The sequence below is a fragment of the Phenylobacterium sp. genome, from assembly GCF_004297125.1.
Taxonomy (GTDB): domain Bacteria; phylum Pseudomonadota; class Alphaproteobacteria; order Caulobacterales; family Caulobacteraceae; genus Phenylobacterium.
On record NZ_SCVD01000001.1, the window covers coordinates 386701 to 406304 of the forward strand.

Genomic DNA, 19604 nt, shown 5'->3' on the forward strand with positions numbered 1-19604 from the left:
ATCCCCATGCGTCATCACGCCCAGAAACCCATCGTCCGCCGGACCGCGCTCGTGGCCGGCGCCGCCGTCGCGGCTCTGTTCGCTGCGGGCCAGGTCGCTGCGCTTCCCGTGCCGGGTTCGGCGCCGGCCACGCTCGGCGGCGGGACCTCCCAGCCGATCATCCAGGTCGGCTCGACCGACGTCCGGGTCGATCTGAACGCCCCGCGCACCATCATCGACTGGACCAGCTTCAACCTGAGTGGCGGCGAGCGGGCGGAATTTCGCTTCGACCAGCGTAACTGGATCGTCCTCAACCGCGTCCAGAACTCGGCCATCAACATCGATGGCCAGGTGGTCGGCTACCAGGCCGCCAACCTGAACTCGGCGCTGCCGGCGCAGACCAGCGGCAACGTCTGGTTCTATTCGCCCCAGGGCGTGGCGTTCGGCGGCGGCGCCCGCGTGGACGTCGGCGGGATGCTGGCCACCAGCGCGGCGGTCAACGAGGCGCAGTTCCTCAACGCCGGCAACCTGCAGATCGGCTTCACGGGCTCGGGCAGCGGCGGCCCCGTCACGGTTGCGAGCGGCGCCCAGCTCCAGGGCCTGGGCTATCTGGCGCTCGTCGCGCCACAGGTCTCGACGGCGGCCGGCGCCAGCGTGACCGCGGGCGATGTCGGCACCGCCGCCTACGCCGCGGTGGACAGCTACGAGATCACCTTCCTGCCGGCGCAGCAGGACCTGACCTTCTTCACCTTCCTGGTGCCGGGCGGCGGGGCGGCGGGCTCGCCGCATCCCACGCCGCTGAACGTCGCGGGCACGACCACGGCGGCCAACATCTACCTGATGGCGATCAGCCGGCAGGCGGTGACGGGCCTGCTGATCAACGCGCCCGGCCTGCTCACCGGCCGCTCGTCGATCGACAACTACGGCCAGGTGACCATCACCACGGGCCGCAACATCATCAGCGGCCAGGTCGGCCAGACGTCCACCAATGTCGTGGGCGCACGCGCCGGCAGCGTACAACTGGGCGAGATCAACGCCTCGGGCAACGTCAACGTCTTCGTCACCGGCCGCTTTGGAACTTCGGACCTGACCGCCAACCGGATCCGCGCCGGCCAGGGCCTCTCCATCGCCGCACGCGACGTAACCATCGGATCCGGCGGGGTCGTGGTGGGCGATTCCAACGTCAACGCCGGCGGGATGGCCATCGACACCCTGGGCGCGGTGACGATCCCCAGCCTGACGGTGCGAACCAATCTCTCGATCGGGACGGGGCAGTTCCAGGCCGGCGGTCCGACCGACGTCCTGCCGGTTCTGCAGTTTGGGACGGTCAACGTCGGCGGTGACATCAACTCCGTCGCCGAGACGTTGAATGTCACCGCGATGACGGCGACCAACATCGCGAGCTCGACCGCCGGCGCCACGGCCGCCGGAACGCTTACCGGCAGCAATAACGTGCTGGTGGCGGCCAGCACCCACCTGACCCTGGGCACGGTGACGGCGGGCGCCCTGACCCGGCTCACGTTCGAAGACCTGACGCTTACGGGCGCCGTGACCGCGACCGACGCGGTGCTCCGCATCCTGACGCCCAGCCAGGCGATCGTGGGCGGAACCGGCGCGGACCGGCGGCTCACCAACGCCGAGTTCCAGCGCTTCACCGTCCGCAACTCGCTCAGCATCTACGGTGGCATCGAGGGCCAGTTCCCGGTCACCAACGACCTGATCGTCGACGACCTGGACGTGGATGCGGCGAAGATCCCGGAGCTGCGCCTCTACGCCAAGGCGACCAACGACGTGATCATCCGCGGCAATGTGCTGCCGAGCGGCGAGGGCGTGGTGCTGAAGATCGGCGACGCCATCGACGTCGACAGCGTCTGGAAGCCGGACCAGATCATCGTCACCGGCGCCCTGGGATCGGCCGAGGGCGACGCCCTGGCTGGCTTCACGGAGGTGAAGGCCTTCGACCGGGTCGAGATGGTCGCGACCAATGACATCCTGATCGGCTCGCAGCGCTTCATCGACCTGATCGCCGACGTGCCAGCGACAGGCATCGACATCAACCGCAGCCTTCCGCTGGGCGTGGCGCCGGTGGAGGACGAGGTCGGCAAGCTGTTCCTGGTGAGCGGCAGCGCCAGCCTCTTCGCCGAGGACCGCATCGTTCAGCAGAACACCGGCCTGGTGGGTTCGCAGGCGGGATTCTACCTCACCGGCGTCGGGGTCGATCCGGCCGATCCCCTGCTGACCGTGGGCGGCGCGGTGATCGCCGACATGTTCGGGGCGCTGCAGGAGGGCGACGGGATCGTCCTTTCAGGCAGCGCGGCCTCGTCGTCCCGGCGCATCGGGCGGATCGACGGCGACACGAGCGCGGGCGCCATCCGGATCAACGGCTGCGCCGTGGGGATCGGCTGCACCCTGTCCACGCCGGCCAGCCAGTTCCGCATCCAGCAGTTCCGGCCGGCCGCGCCGCGGGCGGCGATCGACCCGCCTGTCCTCACCCCGCCGCCGCCCGTGGACGAGGACGAGCGCGAGGCCGAGTCGGTCATCACCGGCGCGGGCAACGAAGAGATCTGGAGGAGGGACCGATGACCGGCCTCACGCGTAGCCTGCTCACCGCCGCCGCCCTTGGCGCGCTGTCGACAACCGCCGCCGTCGCGGCGCCGCTGCCGGAGCTGTTCCCGCTGGGGCAGAGCGGCGCCAGCGGCGCGGTCTGCGAAGCCGTGCGCGACTACCAGGACCCGTTGGGGCAGGGGGCCGACGCCAGGGCCTGGCGGCTGCGCTGCCGCGGCTACAACACCGTTCTGGGACGGGTCTATCAGCTCCCATCGGGCCAGAAGGCGGCCTGGCAGGCGGCGCTGGCCGCGCGGGCCCAGTGCGCCGCGCCGGAGACCGCGCCGGGCGGTGTGCCAGCCACCTTGGCGACCTGCACCGTCGGCGGGCAGGGCGGCGCGCCCTACATCGTCTACCTCTCCGACAAGGGCGGGATTCTGACGGTCGTCGAGGGGCTGGCCCCCCTGTCCGACGTGATCGAGACCGGATTGAAGGTGGCGCTGGGCGCGGCCCCACCCAAGGCGACCGACATCCAGACCTCCGCCGCCCAGGCCGAGATCGCCGCCGACTTCCCCAACATGATGGGCCTGGCCGCCGCCGAGGCCGCGGCGGCCGCCGATCCCGAGCGCCTGCGCACCCGAGGCTACGTCCAGAACAACGAGTGGCGCTTCGACGACGCGGAGACGGCGTTCCGCGCCCTCGCCACAGAGGGCGAGGTCCGCAACGCCCCGCCGGCCCAGCGCGCCGACGCCCTGCTGAACCTGGCCATGAACATCTCGAACAACGGCCGCTTCGAGGAGGCCGAGGCCTTCTTCGCCGAGGCCGAGGCGATGATCGCGCCGGACGACGCGGTCACCCGCGCCCGGGCGCTCAACTACCGCGCCCTGCACGAACGCAACCGGCGCCATTTCGAGCAGGCGATCACGGCCGCCCAGGCGGCGCTCACCCTGCGCGCCGGCGCCCCGCAGTCCGGGGCCCGGATCACGACCGCCTCGTCGGTGGGCGGGGCCGCGCCAGGCGGCCAGCTGGTCATCGAGCCGGCCGTGGCGCGCAAACTGAACACGCCCTCCGTGGCCCAGGGCCAGATCGAGGCCTCCAAGGTCACGGTGGCCGAGCAACTGGCCATCCAGGACGCCCAGGCCTGGCACGTGATCGGAACCTCCCAGGCGGCGCTGGGCGACACCGTCGCCGCCCGGGCCTCGCTGGAGCGGGCGCGCGACGTCCTGGTGCGCAGCGCCGCGCTTGGCCGGCTCACCGCCTGGCTGCAGGCGCGCGTCGAGGCCGACCTTGCGGGCCTGGACCTTAGGGAAGGCCGCGCCGCGCCGGCCGTCGCCCGCTATGGCCAGGCGCTGAACCTGCTGCGCACCCGCCATTCCGGCAGTTCGGCCGAGGGTGCGCTGCTGCTGGACCTGGGCCGCGCCCAGGCCGTCGCGGGCCGCGACGCCGATGCCCTGGCTACCTTCGGCAAGGCGATGATCATATTCCGGACACAGCGCGGCGGACTGGGCGGGTCGGCCGATGCGGCCGGGCCCTATTTCGACCTGCTCCTGAAACTGACGGCTCAGGAACCGGGCAAGGCCGCCGAGTACGGCGCCCTGTTCTTCGACGCCTCCGAGACGGTGGTCTCCAGCGCGACCGCCGAGACGGTCAACCGTCTGGCCGCCCGCGTGGCCGCCGGCGACGGCCAGATCTCCGGCTTTTCGCGGGCGTTCGAGGATAGCCGGCGGCGCCTGCGCGCCACCGAAAGCCAGATCGCCGCCCTTCAGGCCGACGGCGCCTACACCGACGCGGTCCGTGCCGACATGGAGGCCATCCTCAAGGCCGAGCAGGCCGACGCCGACGCCCTGGAGGCCCGGATGCTGGTCGCCAACCCGCGCTACAACCAGCTCGTCTCGCCCGGGGCTCCGGCCGCCGAGGTGCAGGCGGCGCTGAAGGCCGACGAGGCCTATGTGAAGCTGCTGCCCCTGGCCGGCCGCACGTACGGCGTGTTGCTGACCGCCGGCGCCGTGAAGCCCTACGCCGTCGACATGGGCCGGGGCGAGGTGCAGGCCGCCGTCACCCGGCTGCGGCTGTCGCTGGAGCCCACCGAGTCGCTGATCCCGTTCGACGCCGCGGGCTCGGCGGCCCTGTTCGACCGGCTGTTCGGGCCGGTGAAGGGCGACGTCCTGGCCGCCAGGCACCTGATCTACGAGGCCGACGGTCCGCTCGTGTCGCTGCCGGCCGCGCTGTTCGTCACCGACGCCACGTCGATCAGGACCGACAGGAAGGGCGAGACGGATTACGTCCACACCGCGTGGCTGGGCAAGACGGTGGCCTCGTCCCTGGTGGTCTCGGGCGCCAGCTTCCTGCAGTCGCGCGCCTTTGCGCCGTCGGCGGCCAAGCGGCCCTACCTGGGCTTCGCCGACCCCTCGCTGCCGCGCAACGACGACCGGGCCTTCACCTCGGTGACCCGCTCGTTCCTGCGGCGCAGCGCCGTGCTGGAGCGGGTGTGCGGCGAGACGCGCAACGCCTTGATGCGGATTGAGGCCCTACCGGAAACGGCGGCAGAGGTGCGCCAGGTGGGCCAGAGCCTGGGGACGCCCGGTTCGGTGCTGACCGGCGCCGCGTTCAGCGACGAGGCCGTGCGAAGCCGCGTCGATCTGGCCGACTATCAGGTTCTCTACTTCGCCACCCACGGCCTGCTGCCGCAGCCCGACGCCTGTGTGCCGGAGCCGGCCCTGGTCACTTCGTTGGGCGGCGGGGATTCCGACGCCCTGCTCGACACCAGTGAGATCCTCAACCTGAAGATCGACGCCGACCTGGTGGTCCTGGCGGCCTGCGACACCGGCGGGGGCGGCGCCTCGGTCGACCGGACCGGCCTGACCGGCGGCGGCGAGGCCCTGGGCGGGCTGACGCGGGCGATGGTCTACGCAGGCTCCCGCGCCCTGGTGGTGTCTCACTGGTCGGTGGATTCTGAGGCCTCGGTCCGCCTGATGACCGGCCTGTTCGCCTCGGGCGCGCCCACCATGGCCCAGGCGCTGCAGCGGTCGCAGGCCGTCCTGCAGAACGACCCGAACCACGCGCATCCCTACTTCTGGGCGCCCTTCACCCTGGTGGGCGATGGCGCCCGTCCACTGCCGGCGATGACCCGGCGCGTGGCGCAGGCCTCTCGCTGAGACGGGCAGGTCAGGCGGCGGTCAGCCGCCAGGCGCCGGAGCTGTCGCGGCAGGCGTTGAAGCGCTCGCGATAGCTGGGCTGGCCGCGCTCGCTGACGGTCTGCTCGACCAGCCGGCACCCGCCGTCCTCGCCGCCGCCGACGGAGCGCACGACGGAGCGCGAGACGTAGCCCTGGATGAAGCCGTCCTCGACGACGGCGAGCCAGCCGCCAGCCACGGCGCCGGCGATCTCGATCGTCTCGTCGGCCTGCAGTCGATCGACGACCGGCGCGGAGGTGTTGGGCGCCGAGCGGATGTTGATGCGGCCGTTGCTCGCATAGGTCCCGCCCACGCTGCTGACGCGACTCGCCACCGTCACGCCCTGGGCATAGCGCCAGCGGCCGGCATAGCTGGTTCCGCCGCCTCCGCCGGACCCCACGGGGCCGAGCACCGAGATCCGGCCGCTGGAGCCGGTCTCCGGATCGGACCAGCTCTGCGTCTTGCCGGTCTCCAGGGCGCGCTCGAAGGCCTGCTGCGCGTCCAGCCTGGCCTTGCGGTCCATCCGGCAGCCGATGTTGTTGCCGATCGCGGCGCCCAGCCCGCCGCCGATCACCGCGCCCAGGGCCCGTTCGTTCTTGCTCACCTGGCTGCCCGCCAGCGCGCCCACCAGGCCGCCGATGACCGCGCCGCTGGTGTTGGCCGACCCCTGCGCGTCACAGGAGAACAGCGACCCCAGCCCCTGAGCGCTCGCCGCGCCCGGCGCGGCCAGGGCAAGGATCGTAGCGGCGGCAAGGCTCAGTCTGGGCATCGGGGGTTCTCCGGGAGTCGTTTTGCCCATACTGCCGCGCCAACGTCGGCAAGGCCACGCTTCAGGCGCGCGGGGTGGACGACGCGGCGGCAAACTCGTACCGATTTGGGGCGGCGGGCGTGGCGGAATTGGTAGACGCGGCGGACTTAAAATCCGCTTCCGTATGGAGTGTCGGTTCGAGTCCGACCGCCCGCACCACGTCAGACCCTGTCGAAGGTGATCGCGTAAGCGAAGGCGCCGGGGGCGGGCGCGGTCGGCAGCGGGCCGGAGTTCGGCGGGACGTGGACGGCGTCGAGCGGACCCAGCTTCAACGCGCCGACCCGCACCACGCCGCCGATGGCGACCACCAGGCGATCGGCCCGGGTGGCGGCCAGCAGGGCCGGCGCGTCCAGGCGGTCCAGCGTCGGGCGGATGCGGCCCCGGCGGGCCATGACGTTGAGGTCGAGGACGGGGCCGGCCTCGACCTTTGCGTTGGTCGGCGTGTCGCCCGGGAACGCCGCGTGCGGCGTCCGGTGCGACAGCAGCACGGGGCCCTGGCCCACCACGCAGAGCCGCATCCGGCCCTGCAGCACCGCCAGGATCCGGTCTATGTCGGGGAACACCGAGAAGGGCCCGTCGCTGCGGACCTCGGCCATGCTCACCCGCCAGTCGAAGGTGTCGAAGTCCGCTCCCGGCGGCCACGCGGCGACCTCGTAGGTGATGCCGCCCCCGTTCTTCCACGGGACGGCGACCCGGTCCGCGGCGCTGAGCAGGCGGAGCGTCACCCGAGGATGCCCGGCAGGTCGAGCTGCTTCTCGCGCGCCACCTTGAGCGCGATGTCGTAGCCGGCGTCGGCGTGGCGCATGACCCCGGTGGCCGGGTCGTTCCAGAGCACGCGGGCGATCCGCCTGGCGGCCGCTTCGGTGCCGTCGCAGACGATGACCATGCCGGCGTGCTGGGAGAAACCCATGCCGACCCCGCCGCCGTGGTGCAGCGACACCCAGGTGGCGCCCGAGGCGGTGTTCAGGAGGGCGTTCAGCAGCGGCCAGTCCGAGACGGCGTCGGAGCCGTCCCGCATGGACTCGGTCTCGCGGTTGGGGGAGGCGACCGACCCGCTATCGAGGTGGTCGCGGCCGATGACGACGGGCGCCTTCAGCTCGCCCGAGGCGACCATCTCGTTGAACGCCAGGCCCAGCCGGTGCCGGTCGCCCAGGCCCACCCAGCAGATGCGCGCCGGCAGCCCCTGGAACCTGATCTTCTTGGCCGCCATGTCGAGCCAGTTGTGCAGGTGCGGATTGTCCGGGATCAGCGCCTTCACCTTGGCGTCGGTGCGGGCGATGTCCTCGGGGTCGCCGGACAGCGCGGCCCAGCGGAACGGGCCGATGCCCCGGCAGAACAGCGGGCGGATGTAGGCCGGCACGAAGCCCGGGAAATCGAACGCGTTGGCCACGCCAGCTTCCTTGGCCATCTGGCGGATATTGTTGCCGTAATCGACGGTGGGCACACCTGCCGCCTGGAACGCCAGCATGGCCTGGACGTGCTCGGCCATCGAGGCCTTGGCGGCCTCCTCGACCTGCTTGGGATCCTGGTCGCGCATGGCCGCCCAGCGCTCCAGCGTCCAGCCCTTGGGCAGGTAGCCGTTGATCGGGTCGTGGGCCGAGGTCTGGTCGGTCAGCAGGTCCGGCCGCACCCCGCGCAAGAACAGCTCTGGCAGCAGCTCGGCGGCGTTGCCCAGCAGGCCCACCGAGATCGGCGCCTTGTCGCGGCACGACTGTTCGATCCAGCCCAGGGCCTCGTCGACGTCGGTCGTCGAGCGGTCGAGATAGCCGGTGCGCAGGCGCATATCGATGCTGGACTGCTGGCATTCGATCGCCAGGCACGAGGCGCCGGCCATCACCGCCGCCAGCGGCTGGGCTCCGCCCATCCCGCCCAGCCCCGCGGTCAGCAGCCAGCGGCCCGACAGGTCGCCCGCATAGTGCTGGCGCCCCATCTCGACGAAGGTCTCGTAGGTGCCCTGCACGATTCCCTGGGCGCCGATGTAGATCCACGAGCCGGCGGTCATCTGGCCGTACATCGCCAGACCCTTGCGATCGAGCTCGTTGAAGTGGTCCCAGGTAGCCCAGCGAGGCACCAGGTTGGAGTTGGCGATCAGCACGCGCGGGGCGTCGGCGTGGGTCTTGAACACCCCCACCGGCTTGCCCGACTGGACCAGCAGGGTCTCGTCGTCCTCCAGCCGGCGCAGGGTCTCGACGATCTTGTCGAAGCTCTCCCAGTCGCGGGCGGCGCGGCCGATGCCGCCATAGACCACCAACTCCTCGGGCCGCTCGGCCACATCGGGGTGCAGGTTGTTCATCAGCATCCTGAGCGGCGCCTCGGTCAGCCAGCTCTTGCAGGTGAGCTCCGGGCCGGTGGCGGGGCGGATCACGCGGGTCTTGTCGAGGCGGGTCATGCTTTGGCGAAGTCCAGGCAGGCGGTGAGTACGGTCGTGAGGGTTGCGCGCATCGGGGCGGCGCGGGCTTCCACGTACGGCGTGGGCCAGATCAGCGAGGTCAACAGGCCGGGCGGCTCGTCCATGTAGCCCCGGCAGGCCAGCTCCATCTGGATGGCGTGGACGCCCTCGGCGGGGCGGCCGTAGTGGCGGGTGGTCCAGCCGCCCTTGAACCGGCCGTTGGTGACCCGGCTGAACTCGCTGGCGTCGCAGGCCGCCTCGACGGCGGCGGTCAGCGCGGGGTCGCAGGTCGCGCCGTCGTTCGTCCCGATGTTGAAGTTCGGCAGCAGGCCGTCGAACAGGCGCGGGATAGCCGAGCGGATAGAGTGGGCTTCGTACAGCACCACCTTGCCGTGGCGCGCGCGCAGGCGATCCAGCTCAGCCTGCAGGGCCGCGTGATAGGGGTTGAAATACCCCGCGCGCCGCTTGTCGATCTCGGCCCGGTCCGGCTCGCCGGCGCGGTACATCGGCTCGCCGTCGAACGTCGTGGTCGGGCAAAGGCCGGTGGTCGCCTGGCCGGGGTAGAGCGAGGCGCCGGACGGGTCTCGGTTCACGTCGATGACCGTGCGGCTCATCGCCGTGCGGATGGTCGTGGCCCCCAGCGACGGGGCGAAGTCGTAGAGCTTTTCGATCCACCAGTCGGCGTCCTTGCGCGCGAGCCAAGGCGAGATCAGGCGGGCGGCCACCTGGGTCGGCAGCTCGATCCCGGTATGCGGGAAGCTGACAACCAGGGGTGCGTCGCCGCGATGGATCTCCAGCCAGTCGCTCATGCGACCCCCGGCAGGTCCAGGTTCTCGGTGAGCGCGCCGGAGCGGACGAGGGCGATGGCCGCCACCAGGTCCGGGTGGAAATGGCGGTCGTCCGACAGGTGCGGGACCTCGGCGCGGACCCGGGCGCGGGCGGCCTCCAGCGGGTTGCTGGAACGGAGCGGGGCGTGGAAGTCGCAGCCCTGGGCCGCGGCCAGCAGCTCGATGCCGACCACCGAGGCTGCGTTCTGCGCCATGGCGTGCAGCCGCCGCGCGCCGTGGGCGGCCATGGAGACGTGATCCTCCTGGTTGGCCGAGGTGGGGATGGAATCGACGCTGGCCGGATAGGCCATCTGCTTGTTCTCGGAGACGAGGGCCGCGGCGGTGACCTGCGGGATCATGAACCCGGAGTTCAGGCCGGGCTTGGGAGTCAGGAAGGCGGGCAGGCCGCTGAGCGCCGGGTCGACCAGCATGGCGACGCGCCGTTCGGCCAGAGAGCCGATCTCGCAGATGGCGAGGGCTATCATATCCGCAGCGAAAGCAACGGGTTCGGCATGGAAGTTGCCGCCGGAGAGGGCCTCGTCGGTGTCGGAGAAGATCAGCGGGTTGTCTGAGACGCCGTTGGCCTCGTAGCCCAGCGTCGTGGCCGCCTGGCGCAGCACGTCCAGGGCCGCGCCCATCACCTGCGGCTGGCAGCGCAGGCAGTAGGGGTCCTGGACCCGCTCGTCGTCCTTCAGGTGCGAGGCGCGGATCGCGGAACCAGCCATCAGCCTGCGCAGCGCGTCGCCGGTCTCGATCTGGCCGGGCTGGCGGCGCAGGACGTGGATGCGGTGGTCGAAGGGGGTGTCCGAGCCCTTGGCCGCCTCCGTCGAGAGCGCGCCGGTGACCAGCGCCGCCTGGAACACCCGCTCAGCCTCGAACAGCGCGGCGAGCGCATTGGCGGTGGAGAACTGGGTGCCGTTCAGCAGAGCCAGCCCTTCCTTGGGGCCGAGTTCGAGGGGCGTCAGGCCGGCCGCCGCCAGGGCTTCGGCTGCGGGTCGTCGTTCGCCGCCGACGAACACCTCGCCCACGCCGATGAGCACGGTCGCCATGTGCGCCAGGGGAGCCAGGTCGCCCGAGGCGCCGACCGAGCCCTGGCAGGGGATCACCGGCGTCAGGCCCTTGGCCAGCAGCGCTTCCAGGAGCGCGATGGTGGCCGGCGCGACGCCCGAGGCGCCCTGGGCCAGACTGGCCAGCTTCAGCGCCAGCATCAGGCGGGCGACGGGAATGGGCGAGGGCTCGCCGACCCCGGCGGCGTGCGACAGCACGATGTTGCGCTGGAGGGTCGCCAGGTCGCCTGCCTCGATCCGCACGGAGGCCAGCTTTCCGAAGCCGGTGTTGATGCCGTAGGCGGGCTCGCCCTTGGCCACGATCCGGCCGACCGAGGCGGCGCTTGCGGCGATGGCGGGCGCCGAGGCCGGGTCCAGGCGCACGTCGACGCCGCGGTAGATCGCGCGCCATTCCGCCAGGGTGACGTCGCCGGGGCGCAGGGTCACCGTGTCCATGTTGTCTTGCCTCCGAATACGCGGGCGTGGAGCGGGTTGAAGCCCATGCGGTAGACCAGCTCGGCCGGCCGCTCGATGTCCCAGATCGCCAGGTCGCAGCGCTTGCCGGCTTCGATCGTGCCGGCCTCACCCAGCAGGCCCACGGCGCGCGCGGCCTCGCGGGTGACGCCCGCCAGGCACTCGTCGACCGTCAGCCGGAAGAGGGTCGCCGCCATGTTCATGACCAGCAGCGGCGAGGTCAGCGGCGAGGTGCCGGGGTTGCAGTCGGTGGCGAGCGCGATGGGCACGCCGGCCGCCCGCAGCGCCGCGATCGGCGGGACCTTGGTCTCGCGCACGAAATAGTAGGCGCCGGGCAGCAGGGTCGCGACAGTCCCGGCCTTGGCCATGGCCGCGATCCCGGCGTCATCCAGGTGTTCCAGGTGATCGGCCGAGAGCGCCCTGAACTCGGCGGCCAGGGCGGCGCCGTGCAGGTTGGACAGCTGTTCGGCGTGGAGTTTCACCGGCAGGCCGTGCGAGGCCGCGGCCTCGAACACCCGGCGGGTCTGGGCGATGGTGAAGCCGATGCCCTCGCAGAAGGCGTCCACCGCATCGGCGAGTCCTTCGGCCGCCACGGCGGGGATCATCTCGCTGCAGACCAGGTCGATGTAGCCGTCCGGGTCGCCGGCGAACTCGGGCGGCAGGGCGTGGGCGCCCAGGAAGGTGGTGCGGATGGTCACCGGCCGCCTCGCCGCCAGGGCGCGGGCGGCGCGCAGGGCCTTCAGCTCGTGGGCGGTCGAGAGGCCGTAGCCGGACTTCACCTCGACGGTGGTCACGCCCTCGGCCAGCAGGGCGTCGAGGCGGGGCAGGGCGGCCCGGACCAGTTCGGCCTCCGAGGCCGCCCGTGTCGCCTGCATCGTGGAGACGATCCCGCCGCCGGCCCGGGCGATCTCCTCGTAGGAGGCTCCTGCCAGCCGCAGCTCGAACTCGTGGGCCCGGTCGCCCCCATGGATCAGGTGGGTGTGCGGGTCGATCAGGCCCGGGGTGACCCAGCGCCCCTCGCAGTCGATCTCCTCGGTCGCCTCGAAGGCCGGCGCTTCGGCCTCGTCGCCGACCCAGGCGATGCGGTCGCCGAGCGACGCGACTTGGCCGCGCTCGATCACGCCCAACCCGGAGCTCAGCGTGGCGAGGCGGGCGTTCCGCCAGACCCGGTCGCAGCGCACGCGGCTCTCCCTTGAATCCTGCGGGCAACCTAGCGACCGGGATTCTTATTGTATAGACATAATGAGCGCTTGCGGGCCTGGGCGGCGCGGTCGAGGAAGGCTCATGGGACTCTGGTTCGAACATGCGCTGCTGGCCGGTGGCTGGGCCGATCGGGTGCGCGTCGAGGCGAGCGGCGGCGTGATCCACGCTGTCCACGCCGGCGCGGAACCGCTGCCCGGTGACGAACGGGGCGGCGTCGCGGTCCCGGGCCTGCCCAACCTGCATAGCCACGCCTTCCAGCGCGCCATGGCGGGCCTGACAGAGGTGCGCGGCCCCTCGGGCGACAGTTTCTGGACATGGCGCGAGCTGATGTACCGCTTCGTGGGCGACCTGGGTCCCGAAGACGTCGAGGCCATCGCCGCCCAGGCCTTCCTGGAAATGCTGGAGGCCGGCTTCACGCGGGTGGGCGAGTTCCATTATCTGCACCACGCTCCGGACGGGAGCGCCTACGCCGATCTGGGCGAGATGGCCGGACGGATCGCGGCGGCGGCGGCGGAGACCGGTATCGGCCTGACGCTCCTGCCGGTGTTCTACGCGCACTCGGGCTTCGGCGGCGCGGCCCCGCTCACGGATCAGCGGCGGTTCGTGAACAGCCTCGACGGCTATGGCCGATTGCAGGAGGCCTCACGCACGGCGGTCCGCGGCCTGCCCGACGCCGTGGTGGGGGTCGCGCCCCACAGCCTGCGCGCGGTCACCGAGGACGAGCTGCGGATCGTCAGCGAGGCCCAGGGGCCTATCCACATCCACGTCGCCGAGCAGGTGAAGGAAGTGGACGACTGCCTGGCCTGGAGCGGCGCGCGGCCCGTGGAGTGGTTGCAGGCCCGCTTCGCCGTGGACGACCGCTGGTGCCTGGTCCATGCCACCCACATCAACGAGGCCGAGCGCCGACGGCTGGCGACCCGCGGCGCGGTGGTGGGCCTCTGCCCGATCACCGAGGCCAATCTGGGCGACGGCGTCTTCCCGGCGGCGCGATACCTTCCGGAGGGCGGCGCGTTCGGCGTCGGCTCGGACTCCAATGTGCGCATCGGCGCGGCGGAGGAACTGCGGCTGCTGGAATACGGCCAGCGGCTGGCGAAGCGCTCCCGCAACGTGCTGGCGAACCGCCAAGGCGAGGCGACCGGGGCGGCCCTCTACCGTGGAGCCTTGACCGGCGGAGCCCAGGCGCTGGGGACGCCCCAGGCCGCGGGCCTCGCGGTGGGCGCGGCGGCCGACATCGTCAGCTTCCCGAGCGACCATGAAGCGCTCGTCGCCCGCGCCGGTGACGCCTGGCTGGACAGCTGGATCTTCGCCGCCGCGCCGGTGCAGCATGTCTGGCGCCGGGGGCGCCGGGTCGTCGCCGACGGCCGGCACCATGCCCGTGAAGCGATCACGACGCGCTATCGGTGGGTGCTGGAGCGCCTGCTCCGCAGATGAGCGACAGGGCCCTGCACAAGCGGATCCGCGCCGACATCTCGGAGCGCATCCGGTCGGGCGCGTGGCCGCCGGGCCACAAGATCCCGGCCGAGCACGAGCTGATGGTCGAATACGGCTGCTCGCGGATGACGGTGAACAAGGCGCTGGCGCCGCTCGCCGAGACCGGACTGATCGTGCGCCGGCGCAAGGCGGGCTCGTTCGTCTCGCGGCCCCGCATCCACTCCGTCGTGCTGGACATCCCCGACATCGCCGCCGAGGTGACGGCGCGGGGCGAGCCCTATGGCTATGAGCTGCTGTCCGGCCGGGCCCGCACGGCCAACGCGCGCGACGTCGCCGAGCTGGGCCTGGATCGGCCGGTGGAGGTGCTGGCCCTGCGATGCCTGCACCGGGCCAGCGGCCGGCCGTTCGCCCTGGAGGAGCGGCTGATCAACCTCGCGGCCGTGCCGCAGGCGCGAGGCGTGGACTTCGCCAAGGCGGCCCCCGGCGGCTGGCTGCTCAGTCACGTGCCCTGGACCGAGGCCGAGCACCGGATCAGCGCCGCCAATGTCCCGAAGGCGACGGCCGCCGTCCTGGGGGTGGAACCCACCGCGGCGTGCCTGGTGCTGGAGCGGCAGACCTGGCGCGGCGAGGATCGGATCACCCACGTGCGGCTGGTCTTCCCGGGGGAGGCCTACGACCTGGTCGCGCGGTTCTCGCCGCAGGGTGCGCCGGCCTAGATCCGCAAATTGAGGGGTTCCGAGCCCCTCGGCGCTCGCCCTATGATGTCCCCGATGCCGTTCGAAGCCCGCCCCATGAGACGGCGGGCGTGAGCCGCGAGAGGATGTGCGCCTGAAACGTCTGTTGATCGCCAACCGGGGCGAGATCGCCATCCGGATCGCCCGCGCGGCTGCCGACCTGGGGGTCGAGACGGTCGCGGTCTATTCCCAGGACGATGCGACGTCGCTGCACGTCCGCCTGGCCGATCAGGCGGTGGCGCTGAGCGGCGTGGGGCCGCGGGCCTATCTGGACGCGGACGCGCTGGTCGAAGCCGCGGTTGCCGCAGGGTGCGACGCGGTCCACCCGGGCTACGGCTTCCTCTCGGAGAACGCCGGGTTCTCGCGGGCGTGCGCGCTTGCAGGGCTGACCTTCGTCGGCGGCAGCCCGGAGGCCCTGGACCTCTTCGGGGACAAGGCGCGGGCGCGGAGCTTCGCGGCCGAGCATGGCGTGCCGCTGGCCCGGGGGACAGAGGCGTCGGCGAGCCTGGACGAGGTCCGGGCGCTGCAGGCTGACGTCGGCGGCGCCATCATGATCAAGGCCCTGGCCGGCGGCGGCGGGCGCGGGATGCGCGTGGTCGCGGCCGGCGAGGATCCGGCGGCCGCCTACGACGCCTGCGCGCGCGAGGCGGAGGCCGCGTTCGGCGACGCACGGCTCTACGCGGAAGCGGTGATCCCGCGCGCACGGCATATCGAGGTGCAGATCGCGGGCGACGGGATCGACGCCGTCGCCATCCACGACCGCGAGTGCTCGATCCAGCGCCGCCGGCAGAAGCTGATCGAGGTGGCCCCTGCGACCGGCCTGGCGCCGGAGGTCCGCGCGGCCTTGCAGGACGCCTCGGTGCGGATGGCGCGGGCGGCCAGGCTGCGCGGCCTGGCGACGTTCGAATACCTGCTCGACGCGGGGGACGGCCGAACCGCGGCCTTCATCGAGACCAATCCGCGCCTGCAGGTGGAGCACACGGTCACCGAGGCGGTCACCGGCCTCGATCTGGTGCAGATCCAGCTTCGGCTCGCCGACGGCGCCAGCCTGGCGGCCTGCGGGCTGGGCGAAGGGCCGCCGCCGGTATCAGGGGCCGCGATCCAGCTTCGCGTGAATCTCGAGACCCTGGGCGCTGATGGGCAGGTCAGCAGCGGCGCGGGTGGCGTGCTCAGCCGCTATGAGGCGCCCAGCGGTCCCGGCGTCCGCGTCGATGGCTTCGGCTACGGCGGCTATCGGACCAATCCGGCCTTCGACTCCCTGATCGCCAAGCTCATCGTGCAAGGGCCGACCCTGGCCGCCGCCGCCGCCCGCGCCGCCCGCGCCGCCGCCGAGTTCCGCATCGAGGGCGCGCCCAGCACCCTGCCCCTGCTGCAGGCGGTGCTGGAACGGCCGGAGTTCGTCGATGGGCGGGCCGACACCAACTTCCTCGAGGCCAACCTGCCGGAACTGCTGGCGAGGGCCGGCGAACTGGCGCCGGCGCCCGTCGTCGAAGCCGCGGCGGCAGCGCCTGGCGCGCGGATTGCGACCCCGCCGGGCACGCAGTCCGCCGCCGCGCCCCTCCGAGGCACCGTCGTGAGTCTGGAGGTCGCCGAGGGCGTCGCCATCGCAGCCGGGCAGCCGGTTGCGGTGCTGGAAGCGATGAAGATGCAGCACGTGGTGGCCGCGCCGGTCGCAGGCCTGCTGCACAGCTTCGCCGCGGCGGTCGGCGAGACCCTGGACGAGGGCGCGCCGCTGGCCTTCATCCAGCCGGGCGAGGCCTCGGACCACGCCTTCGCCGCCGAAGAGATCGACCTGGAGCTGATCCGCCCCGACCTGGCCGAGGTGCGAGCCCGGACCGCCCTGACCCTGGACGAGAACCGGCCCGACGCGGTCGCACGACGCCGGCGGACCCACCAGAGGACCGCGCGCGAGAACCTGGACGACCTGTTCGACGCCGGAACCTTCAAGGAGTTCGGCGCGCTGGCCATCGCCGCCCAGAAGCGTCGGCGCTCCATCGAGGACCTGCAGGTCAACACGCCGGCCGACGGCATCGTCACCGGGGTGGGCGAGGTGGGCGGCGCCCGCTGCGTCGCCTTGGCCTACGACTTCACCGTGCTGGCGGGCACGCAGGGCCACTTCAGCCACAAGAAGACCGACCGGATCCTGGAGTTCGCGGAGCACTGGAAGCTGCCGGTGGTCTGGTACACCGAAGGCGGTGGGGGACGGCCGGGCGACGTGGACGTCGGCGGTCTGTCGGCCTCGTCGCTCGACACGACCAGTTTCACGACCTTCGCACGGCTGTCCGGGGTGGCGCCGCGGATCTCCATCAATTCCGGCCGCTGCTTTGCGGGCAATGCGGTGTTCTTCGGCTGCGCCGACATCACCATCGCCACCGAATATTCGAACATCGGCCTGGGCGGCCCGGCGATGATCGAGGGCGGCGGCCTGGGCGTCTTCACGCCGGACGAGATCGGGCCCTCGGACGTGCAGTACGCCAACGGCGCGCTGGACCTGCTGGTGGCCGACGAGGCCGCGGCGACGGCGGCGGCGCGACAACTGCTGGGGATCTTCCAGGGCGAGGTCGGCGAATGGACCTGCGCCGACCAGCGGACCCTGCGTCACCTGATCCCCGAGAACCGGGTGCGGGCCTATGACGTGCGCCGGGTGATCGAGACCCTGGCGGACACGGGGTCGTGGATCGAGCTGCGCGGCGGCTATGGCAAGGGGATGATCACCGGCTTCCTGCGGATCGAGGGGCGGCCGCTGGGCCTTATCGCCAACGATCCGCGGCACTTGGGCGGCGCCATCGACAGCGAGGGCGCCGAGAAGGGCGGCCGGTTCCTGCAGCTCTGCGACGCCTACGGCGTGCCGGTCGTGTCGCTGTGCGACACGCCGGGGTTCATGGTCGGGCCGGACAGCGAGGCCACCGCGGCGATCCGCCGGGGCTCGCGCCTGTTCGTGGTGGCCGCCAGCATGAGCGTGCCGCTGTTCGCCGTGGTGCTGCGCAAGGGCTACGGCCTGGGCGCCCAGGCGATGACCGGCGGGGACTTCTCGGCCTCGGCCTTCACGGTCGCCTGGCCCACCGCCGAGTTCGGGCCCATGGGCCTGGAGGGCGCCGTGCGCTTGGGCTACCGCAAGGAGCTGGAGGCCGAGACCGACCTCGCCGCCCGCGACGCCCTGTTCCAGAAGCTGGTCGGGCGCATGTACCAGACCGGCAAGGCCATTTCGGTGGCCCAGGTGGGCGAGATCGACGCCGTCATCGACCCCGCCGAGACCCGCGACTGGATCGTCCGCGGCATCAAGTCGTGCCCGCCCCGCGCGCCCGGCGCCAAGGCGAGGTCGTTCGTCGACGTCTGGTGATTGCCTGACGTTGCGTGCGGCGTGGGAGGGTCCGGCCAAAGCCGACCCTGGGAGCGACCATGAAACTCGACAACACCATCTCCGCCGTGATCACCGGCGGCGCCTCGGGCCTCGGCGCGGCGACCGCCCGACGCCTGGCGAGCCATGGCGTGAAGGTAGCGCTGTTCGACCTCAACGCCGACCTCGGTGAGGCCCTGGCCAAGGAGATCGGCGGGGTGTTCTGCCAGGCGAACGTCACCTCCAGCGAGGAGATCGACGCCGCCTTCGCCAAGGCCCGCGCGGCCCACGGCCAGGAGCGCATCCTGGTCAACTGCGCCGGCGTCGGCGGCGGCGCCAAGACGGTGTCGCGCGACAAGCAGACCGGCGAGGTGAAGGAATATCCGCTCGAGAACTTCGAGCGTATCGTCCAGATCAACCTGATCGGCACCTTCCGCTGCATCACCAAGAGCGCGGCCGGGATGCTGACCCTCGACCTGCTGCCGGACGGCGACCGCGGCGCCATCGTCAACACGGCGTCGGTGGCGGCGGAGGACGGCCAGATCGGGCAGGTGGCCTACACGGCCTCAAAGGCCGGCATCGTCGGTATGACCCTGACGATCGCGCGCGACCTCTCCAGCGAGGCCATCCGCATCAACACCATCCTTCCCGGCATCTTCGACACGCCGCTGCTGGCGCGGGCCGCCGAGCACGTAAAGGCCGGCCTTTCAGCCTCCGTGCCATTCCCTAAGCGCCTGGGCATGGCCGAGGAGTACGCTCAGCTCGCCGAAACCATGATCACCAATGGCTATTTCAACGGCGAGGACGTGCGCCTGGACGGCGCGATCCGGATGCAGCCGCGCTGACGAGGGCGGCAATCTCCGCCCTGCGCAGCTTGGGTGCTTGCCTTGGGGCCGTGGCGTGCTAATGCGAGGCATTCTTATTTAGCGCCACGTCATCGGGGCGCGCCAGTCCCGTCGTGAGCATGCCGCCGCCGTCCGAAGCCGCCGTCCAAGCGCCTGCGCCAGACCTGGCCGCGGCCGAACGCGCCAAGGCCAAGAAGCGGGCGGTCGCGCGCGCCGGATTCCTGCGCCAGACCCTGCGCTGGCACTGGATCAGCGCCGCTGTCTGCCTGGTCGGCATGCTGCTGTTCGCGATCACCGGCATCACGCTCAACCACGCCGGCGCGATCATGGCCAAGCCGCAGACCATCGCGCGGGAAGGCGAGCTGCCGGCCCCGCTGCGCGCCGGGCTTCGGGCCGCCGAGACCGCCAAGGGCGACCTGCCGCCGGCCACCCGCGCCTGGCTGGACAAGGAGATGAAGATCAGGGCGCCGGCGGGACCCGTCGAATGGTCCGCGGGCGAGGCCTATGTGGCGCTGCCGGGCCCCGGCTCGGACGGCTGGGTCACCCTCGACACCGAGAGCGGGGCGGTCGCCTACGAGCAGACCGAGCGCGGCTGGATCGCCTACCTCAACGACCTGCACAAGGGCCGCAACACCGGGCCGGCCTGGAGCTGGTTCATCGACGTCTTTGCCCTGGCCTGCGTCGTGTTCTGCGTCACCGGCCTGCTGCTGCTGCAACTGCATTCCAAGGCGCGGCCTTCCACCTGGCCGCTGGTGGGGCTCGGATTCCTGATCCCCGTGCTCCTGGCCCTGTTCCTGATCCATTGAGGAGATCG

At 71.9% G+C, this 19604-nt stretch carries 13 protein-coding genes and 1 tRNA gene; 8 read left to right on the top strand and 6 right to left on the bottom strand.

Annotation, left to right across the window (positions count from 1 at the left end; translation table 11 throughout):
- Positions 1-6: 6 nt before the first annotated feature.
- Entirely contained in the window at positions 7-2562 is a 2556-nt protein-coding gene (locus EPO51_RS01870) for a two-partner secretion domain-containing protein (protein WP_293345375.1), read from the top strand.
- Positions 2559-5678: a CHAT domain-containing protein gene (locus EPO51_RS01875; protein WP_293345377.1), complete on the top strand. Its 3120-nt coding sequence runs from the start codon at positions 2559-2561 to the stop codon at positions 5676-5678. Before EPO51_RS01870 ends, EPO51_RS01875 begins: the two co-directional genes overlap by 4 nt.
- 10 nt (positions 5679-5688) lie before the next feature.
- Here EPO51_RS01875 and EPO51_RS01880 read toward each other — a convergent pair whose 3' ends face one another.
- Positions 5689-6465: an SH3 domain-containing protein gene (locus EPO51_RS01880; protein WP_293345378.1), complete on the bottom strand. Its 777-nt coding sequence runs from the start codon at positions 6463-6465 to the stop codon at positions 5689-5691.
- A 113-nt stretch (positions 6466-6578) separates the two neighbouring features.
- Between EPO51_RS01880 and EPO51_RS01885 the strand changes: the two genes are divergently transcribed.
- Positions 6579-6663 (top strand) — tRNA-Leu (locus EPO51_RS01885).
- 2 nt (positions 6664-6665) lie between these two features.
- Here EPO51_RS01885 and EPO51_RS01890 read toward each other — a convergent pair.
- From EPO51_RS01890 to hutI, 5 genes are read right to left on the bottom strand one after another with little or no spacing between them, the layout of a single operon-like run.
- Complete coding sequence (locus tag EPO51_RS01890) at positions 6666-7229, bottom strand: HutD/Ves family protein (protein ID WP_293345380.1); 564 nt, start codon at positions 7227-7229, stop codon at positions 6666-6668.
- Positions 7226-8893, bottom strand: a complete 1668-nt coding sequence (gene hutU / locus EPO51_RS01895; RefSeq protein WP_293345382.1) for a urocanate hydratase — start codon at positions 8891-8893, stop codon at positions 7226-7228. Before hutU ends, EPO51_RS01890 begins: the two co-directional genes overlap by 4 nt.
- The gene (hutG, locus tag EPO51_RS01900; RefSeq protein ID WP_293345384.1) at positions 8890-9702 is read right to left on the bottom strand and encodes an N-formylglutamate deformylase; all 813 of its coding nucleotides are present in this window, start codon (positions 9700-9702) and stop codon (positions 8890-8892) included. Before hutG ends, hutU begins: the two co-directional genes overlap by 4 nt.
- The gene (gene hutH / locus EPO51_RS01905; RefSeq protein ID WP_293345386.1) at positions 9699-11222 is read right to left on the bottom strand and encodes a histidine ammonia-lyase; all 1524 of its coding nucleotides are present in this window, start codon (positions 11220-11222) and stop codon (positions 9699-9701) included. Before hutH ends, hutG begins: the two co-directional genes overlap by 4 nt.
- Positions 11210-12421 (bottom strand): imidazolonepropionase, encoded by a 1212-nt coding sequence (gene hutI / locus EPO51_RS01910; protein WP_293345388.1) that lies wholly within the window; start codon positions 12419-12421, stop codon positions 11210-11212. The genes hutH and hutI overlap by 13 nt, the downstream gene beginning before the upstream one ends.
- A gap of 103 nt (positions 12422-12524) precedes the next feature.
- Here hutI and EPO51_RS01915 point away from each other — a divergent pair, with 103 nt between their 5' ends.
- From EPO51_RS01915 to EPO51_RS01935, 5 genes are all read left to right on the top strand, one after another.
- Positions 12525-13874 (top strand): formimidoylglutamate deiminase, encoded by a 1350-nt coding sequence (locus tag EPO51_RS01915; RefSeq protein ID WP_293345390.1) that lies wholly within the window; start codon positions 12525-12527, stop codon positions 13872-13874.
- The gene (gene hutC / locus EPO51_RS01920; protein ID WP_293345392.1) at positions 13871-14590 is read left to right on the top strand and encodes a histidine utilization repressor; all 720 of its coding nucleotides are present in this window, start codon (positions 13871-13873) and stop codon (positions 14588-14590) included. The genes EPO51_RS01915 and hutC overlap by 4 nt, the downstream gene beginning before the upstream one ends.
- Before the next feature lie 106 nt (positions 14591-14696).
- Positions 14697-17948, top strand: a complete 3252-nt coding sequence (locus EPO51_RS01925; RefSeq protein WP_293345394.1) for an acetyl-CoA carboxylase family protein — start codon at positions 14697-14699, stop codon at positions 17946-17948.
- Positions 17949-18007: 59 nt separating this feature from the next.
- Complete coding sequence (locus tag EPO51_RS01930) at positions 18008-18790, top strand: SDR family NAD(P)-dependent oxidoreductase (protein ID WP_293345396.1); 783 nt, start codon at positions 18008-18010, stop codon at positions 18788-18790.
- A gap of 119 nt (positions 18791-18909) precedes the next feature.
- Positions 18910-19596 carry a PepSY-associated TM helix domain-containing protein gene (locus EPO51_RS01935; RefSeq protein ID WP_293345512.1) on the top strand — a complete coding sequence of 229 codons (687 nt, stop codon included), beginning with the start codon at positions 18910-18912 and terminating at the stop codon, positions 19594-19596.
- The last annotated feature ends 8 nt before the right edge of the window (positions 19597-19604 follow it).

Excerpts from the sequence above, each read along its gene's own strand:
- EPO51_RS01875 (WP_293345377.1), top strand. The coding sequence starts at position 2,559 with ATGACCGGCCTCACGCGTAGCCTGCTCACCGCCGCCGCCCTTGGCGCG.
- EPO51_RS01915 (WP_293345390.1), top strand. The coding sequence starts at position 12,525 with ATGGGACTCTGGTTCGAACATGCGCTGCTGGCCGGTGGCTGGGCCGAT.
- EPO51_RS01880 (WP_293345378.1), bottom strand. The coding sequence starts at position 6,465 with ATGCCCAGACTGAGCCTTGCCGCCGCTACGATCCTTGCCCTGGCCGCG.
- hutU (WP_293345382.1), bottom strand. The coding sequence starts at position 8,893 with ATGACCCGCCTCGACAAGACCCGCGTGATCCGCCCCGCCACCGGCCCG.
- EPO51_RS01935 (WP_293345512.1), top strand. The coding sequence starts at position 18,910 with ATGCCGCCGCCGTCCGAAGCCGCCGTCCAAGCGCCTGCGCCAGACCTG.
- EPO51_RS01930 (WP_293345396.1), top strand. The coding sequence starts at position 18,008 with ATGAAACTCGACAACACCATCTCCGCCGTGATCACCGGCGGCGCCTCG.
- hutH (WP_293345386.1), bottom strand. The coding sequence starts at position 11,222 with ATGGACACGGTGACCCTGCGCCCCGGCGACGTCACCCTGGCGGAATGG.
- hutG (WP_293345384.1), bottom strand. The coding sequence starts at position 9,702 with ATGAGCGACTGGCTGGAGATCCATCGCGGCGACGCACCCCTGGTTGTC.
- EPO51_RS01870 (WP_293345375.1), top strand. The coding sequence starts at position 7 with ATGCGTCATCACGCCCAGAAACCCATCGTCCGCCGGACCGCGCTCGTG.
- hutC (WP_293345392.1), top strand. The coding sequence starts at position 13,871 with ATGAGCGACAGGGCCCTGCACAAGCGGATCCGCGCCGACATCTCGGAG.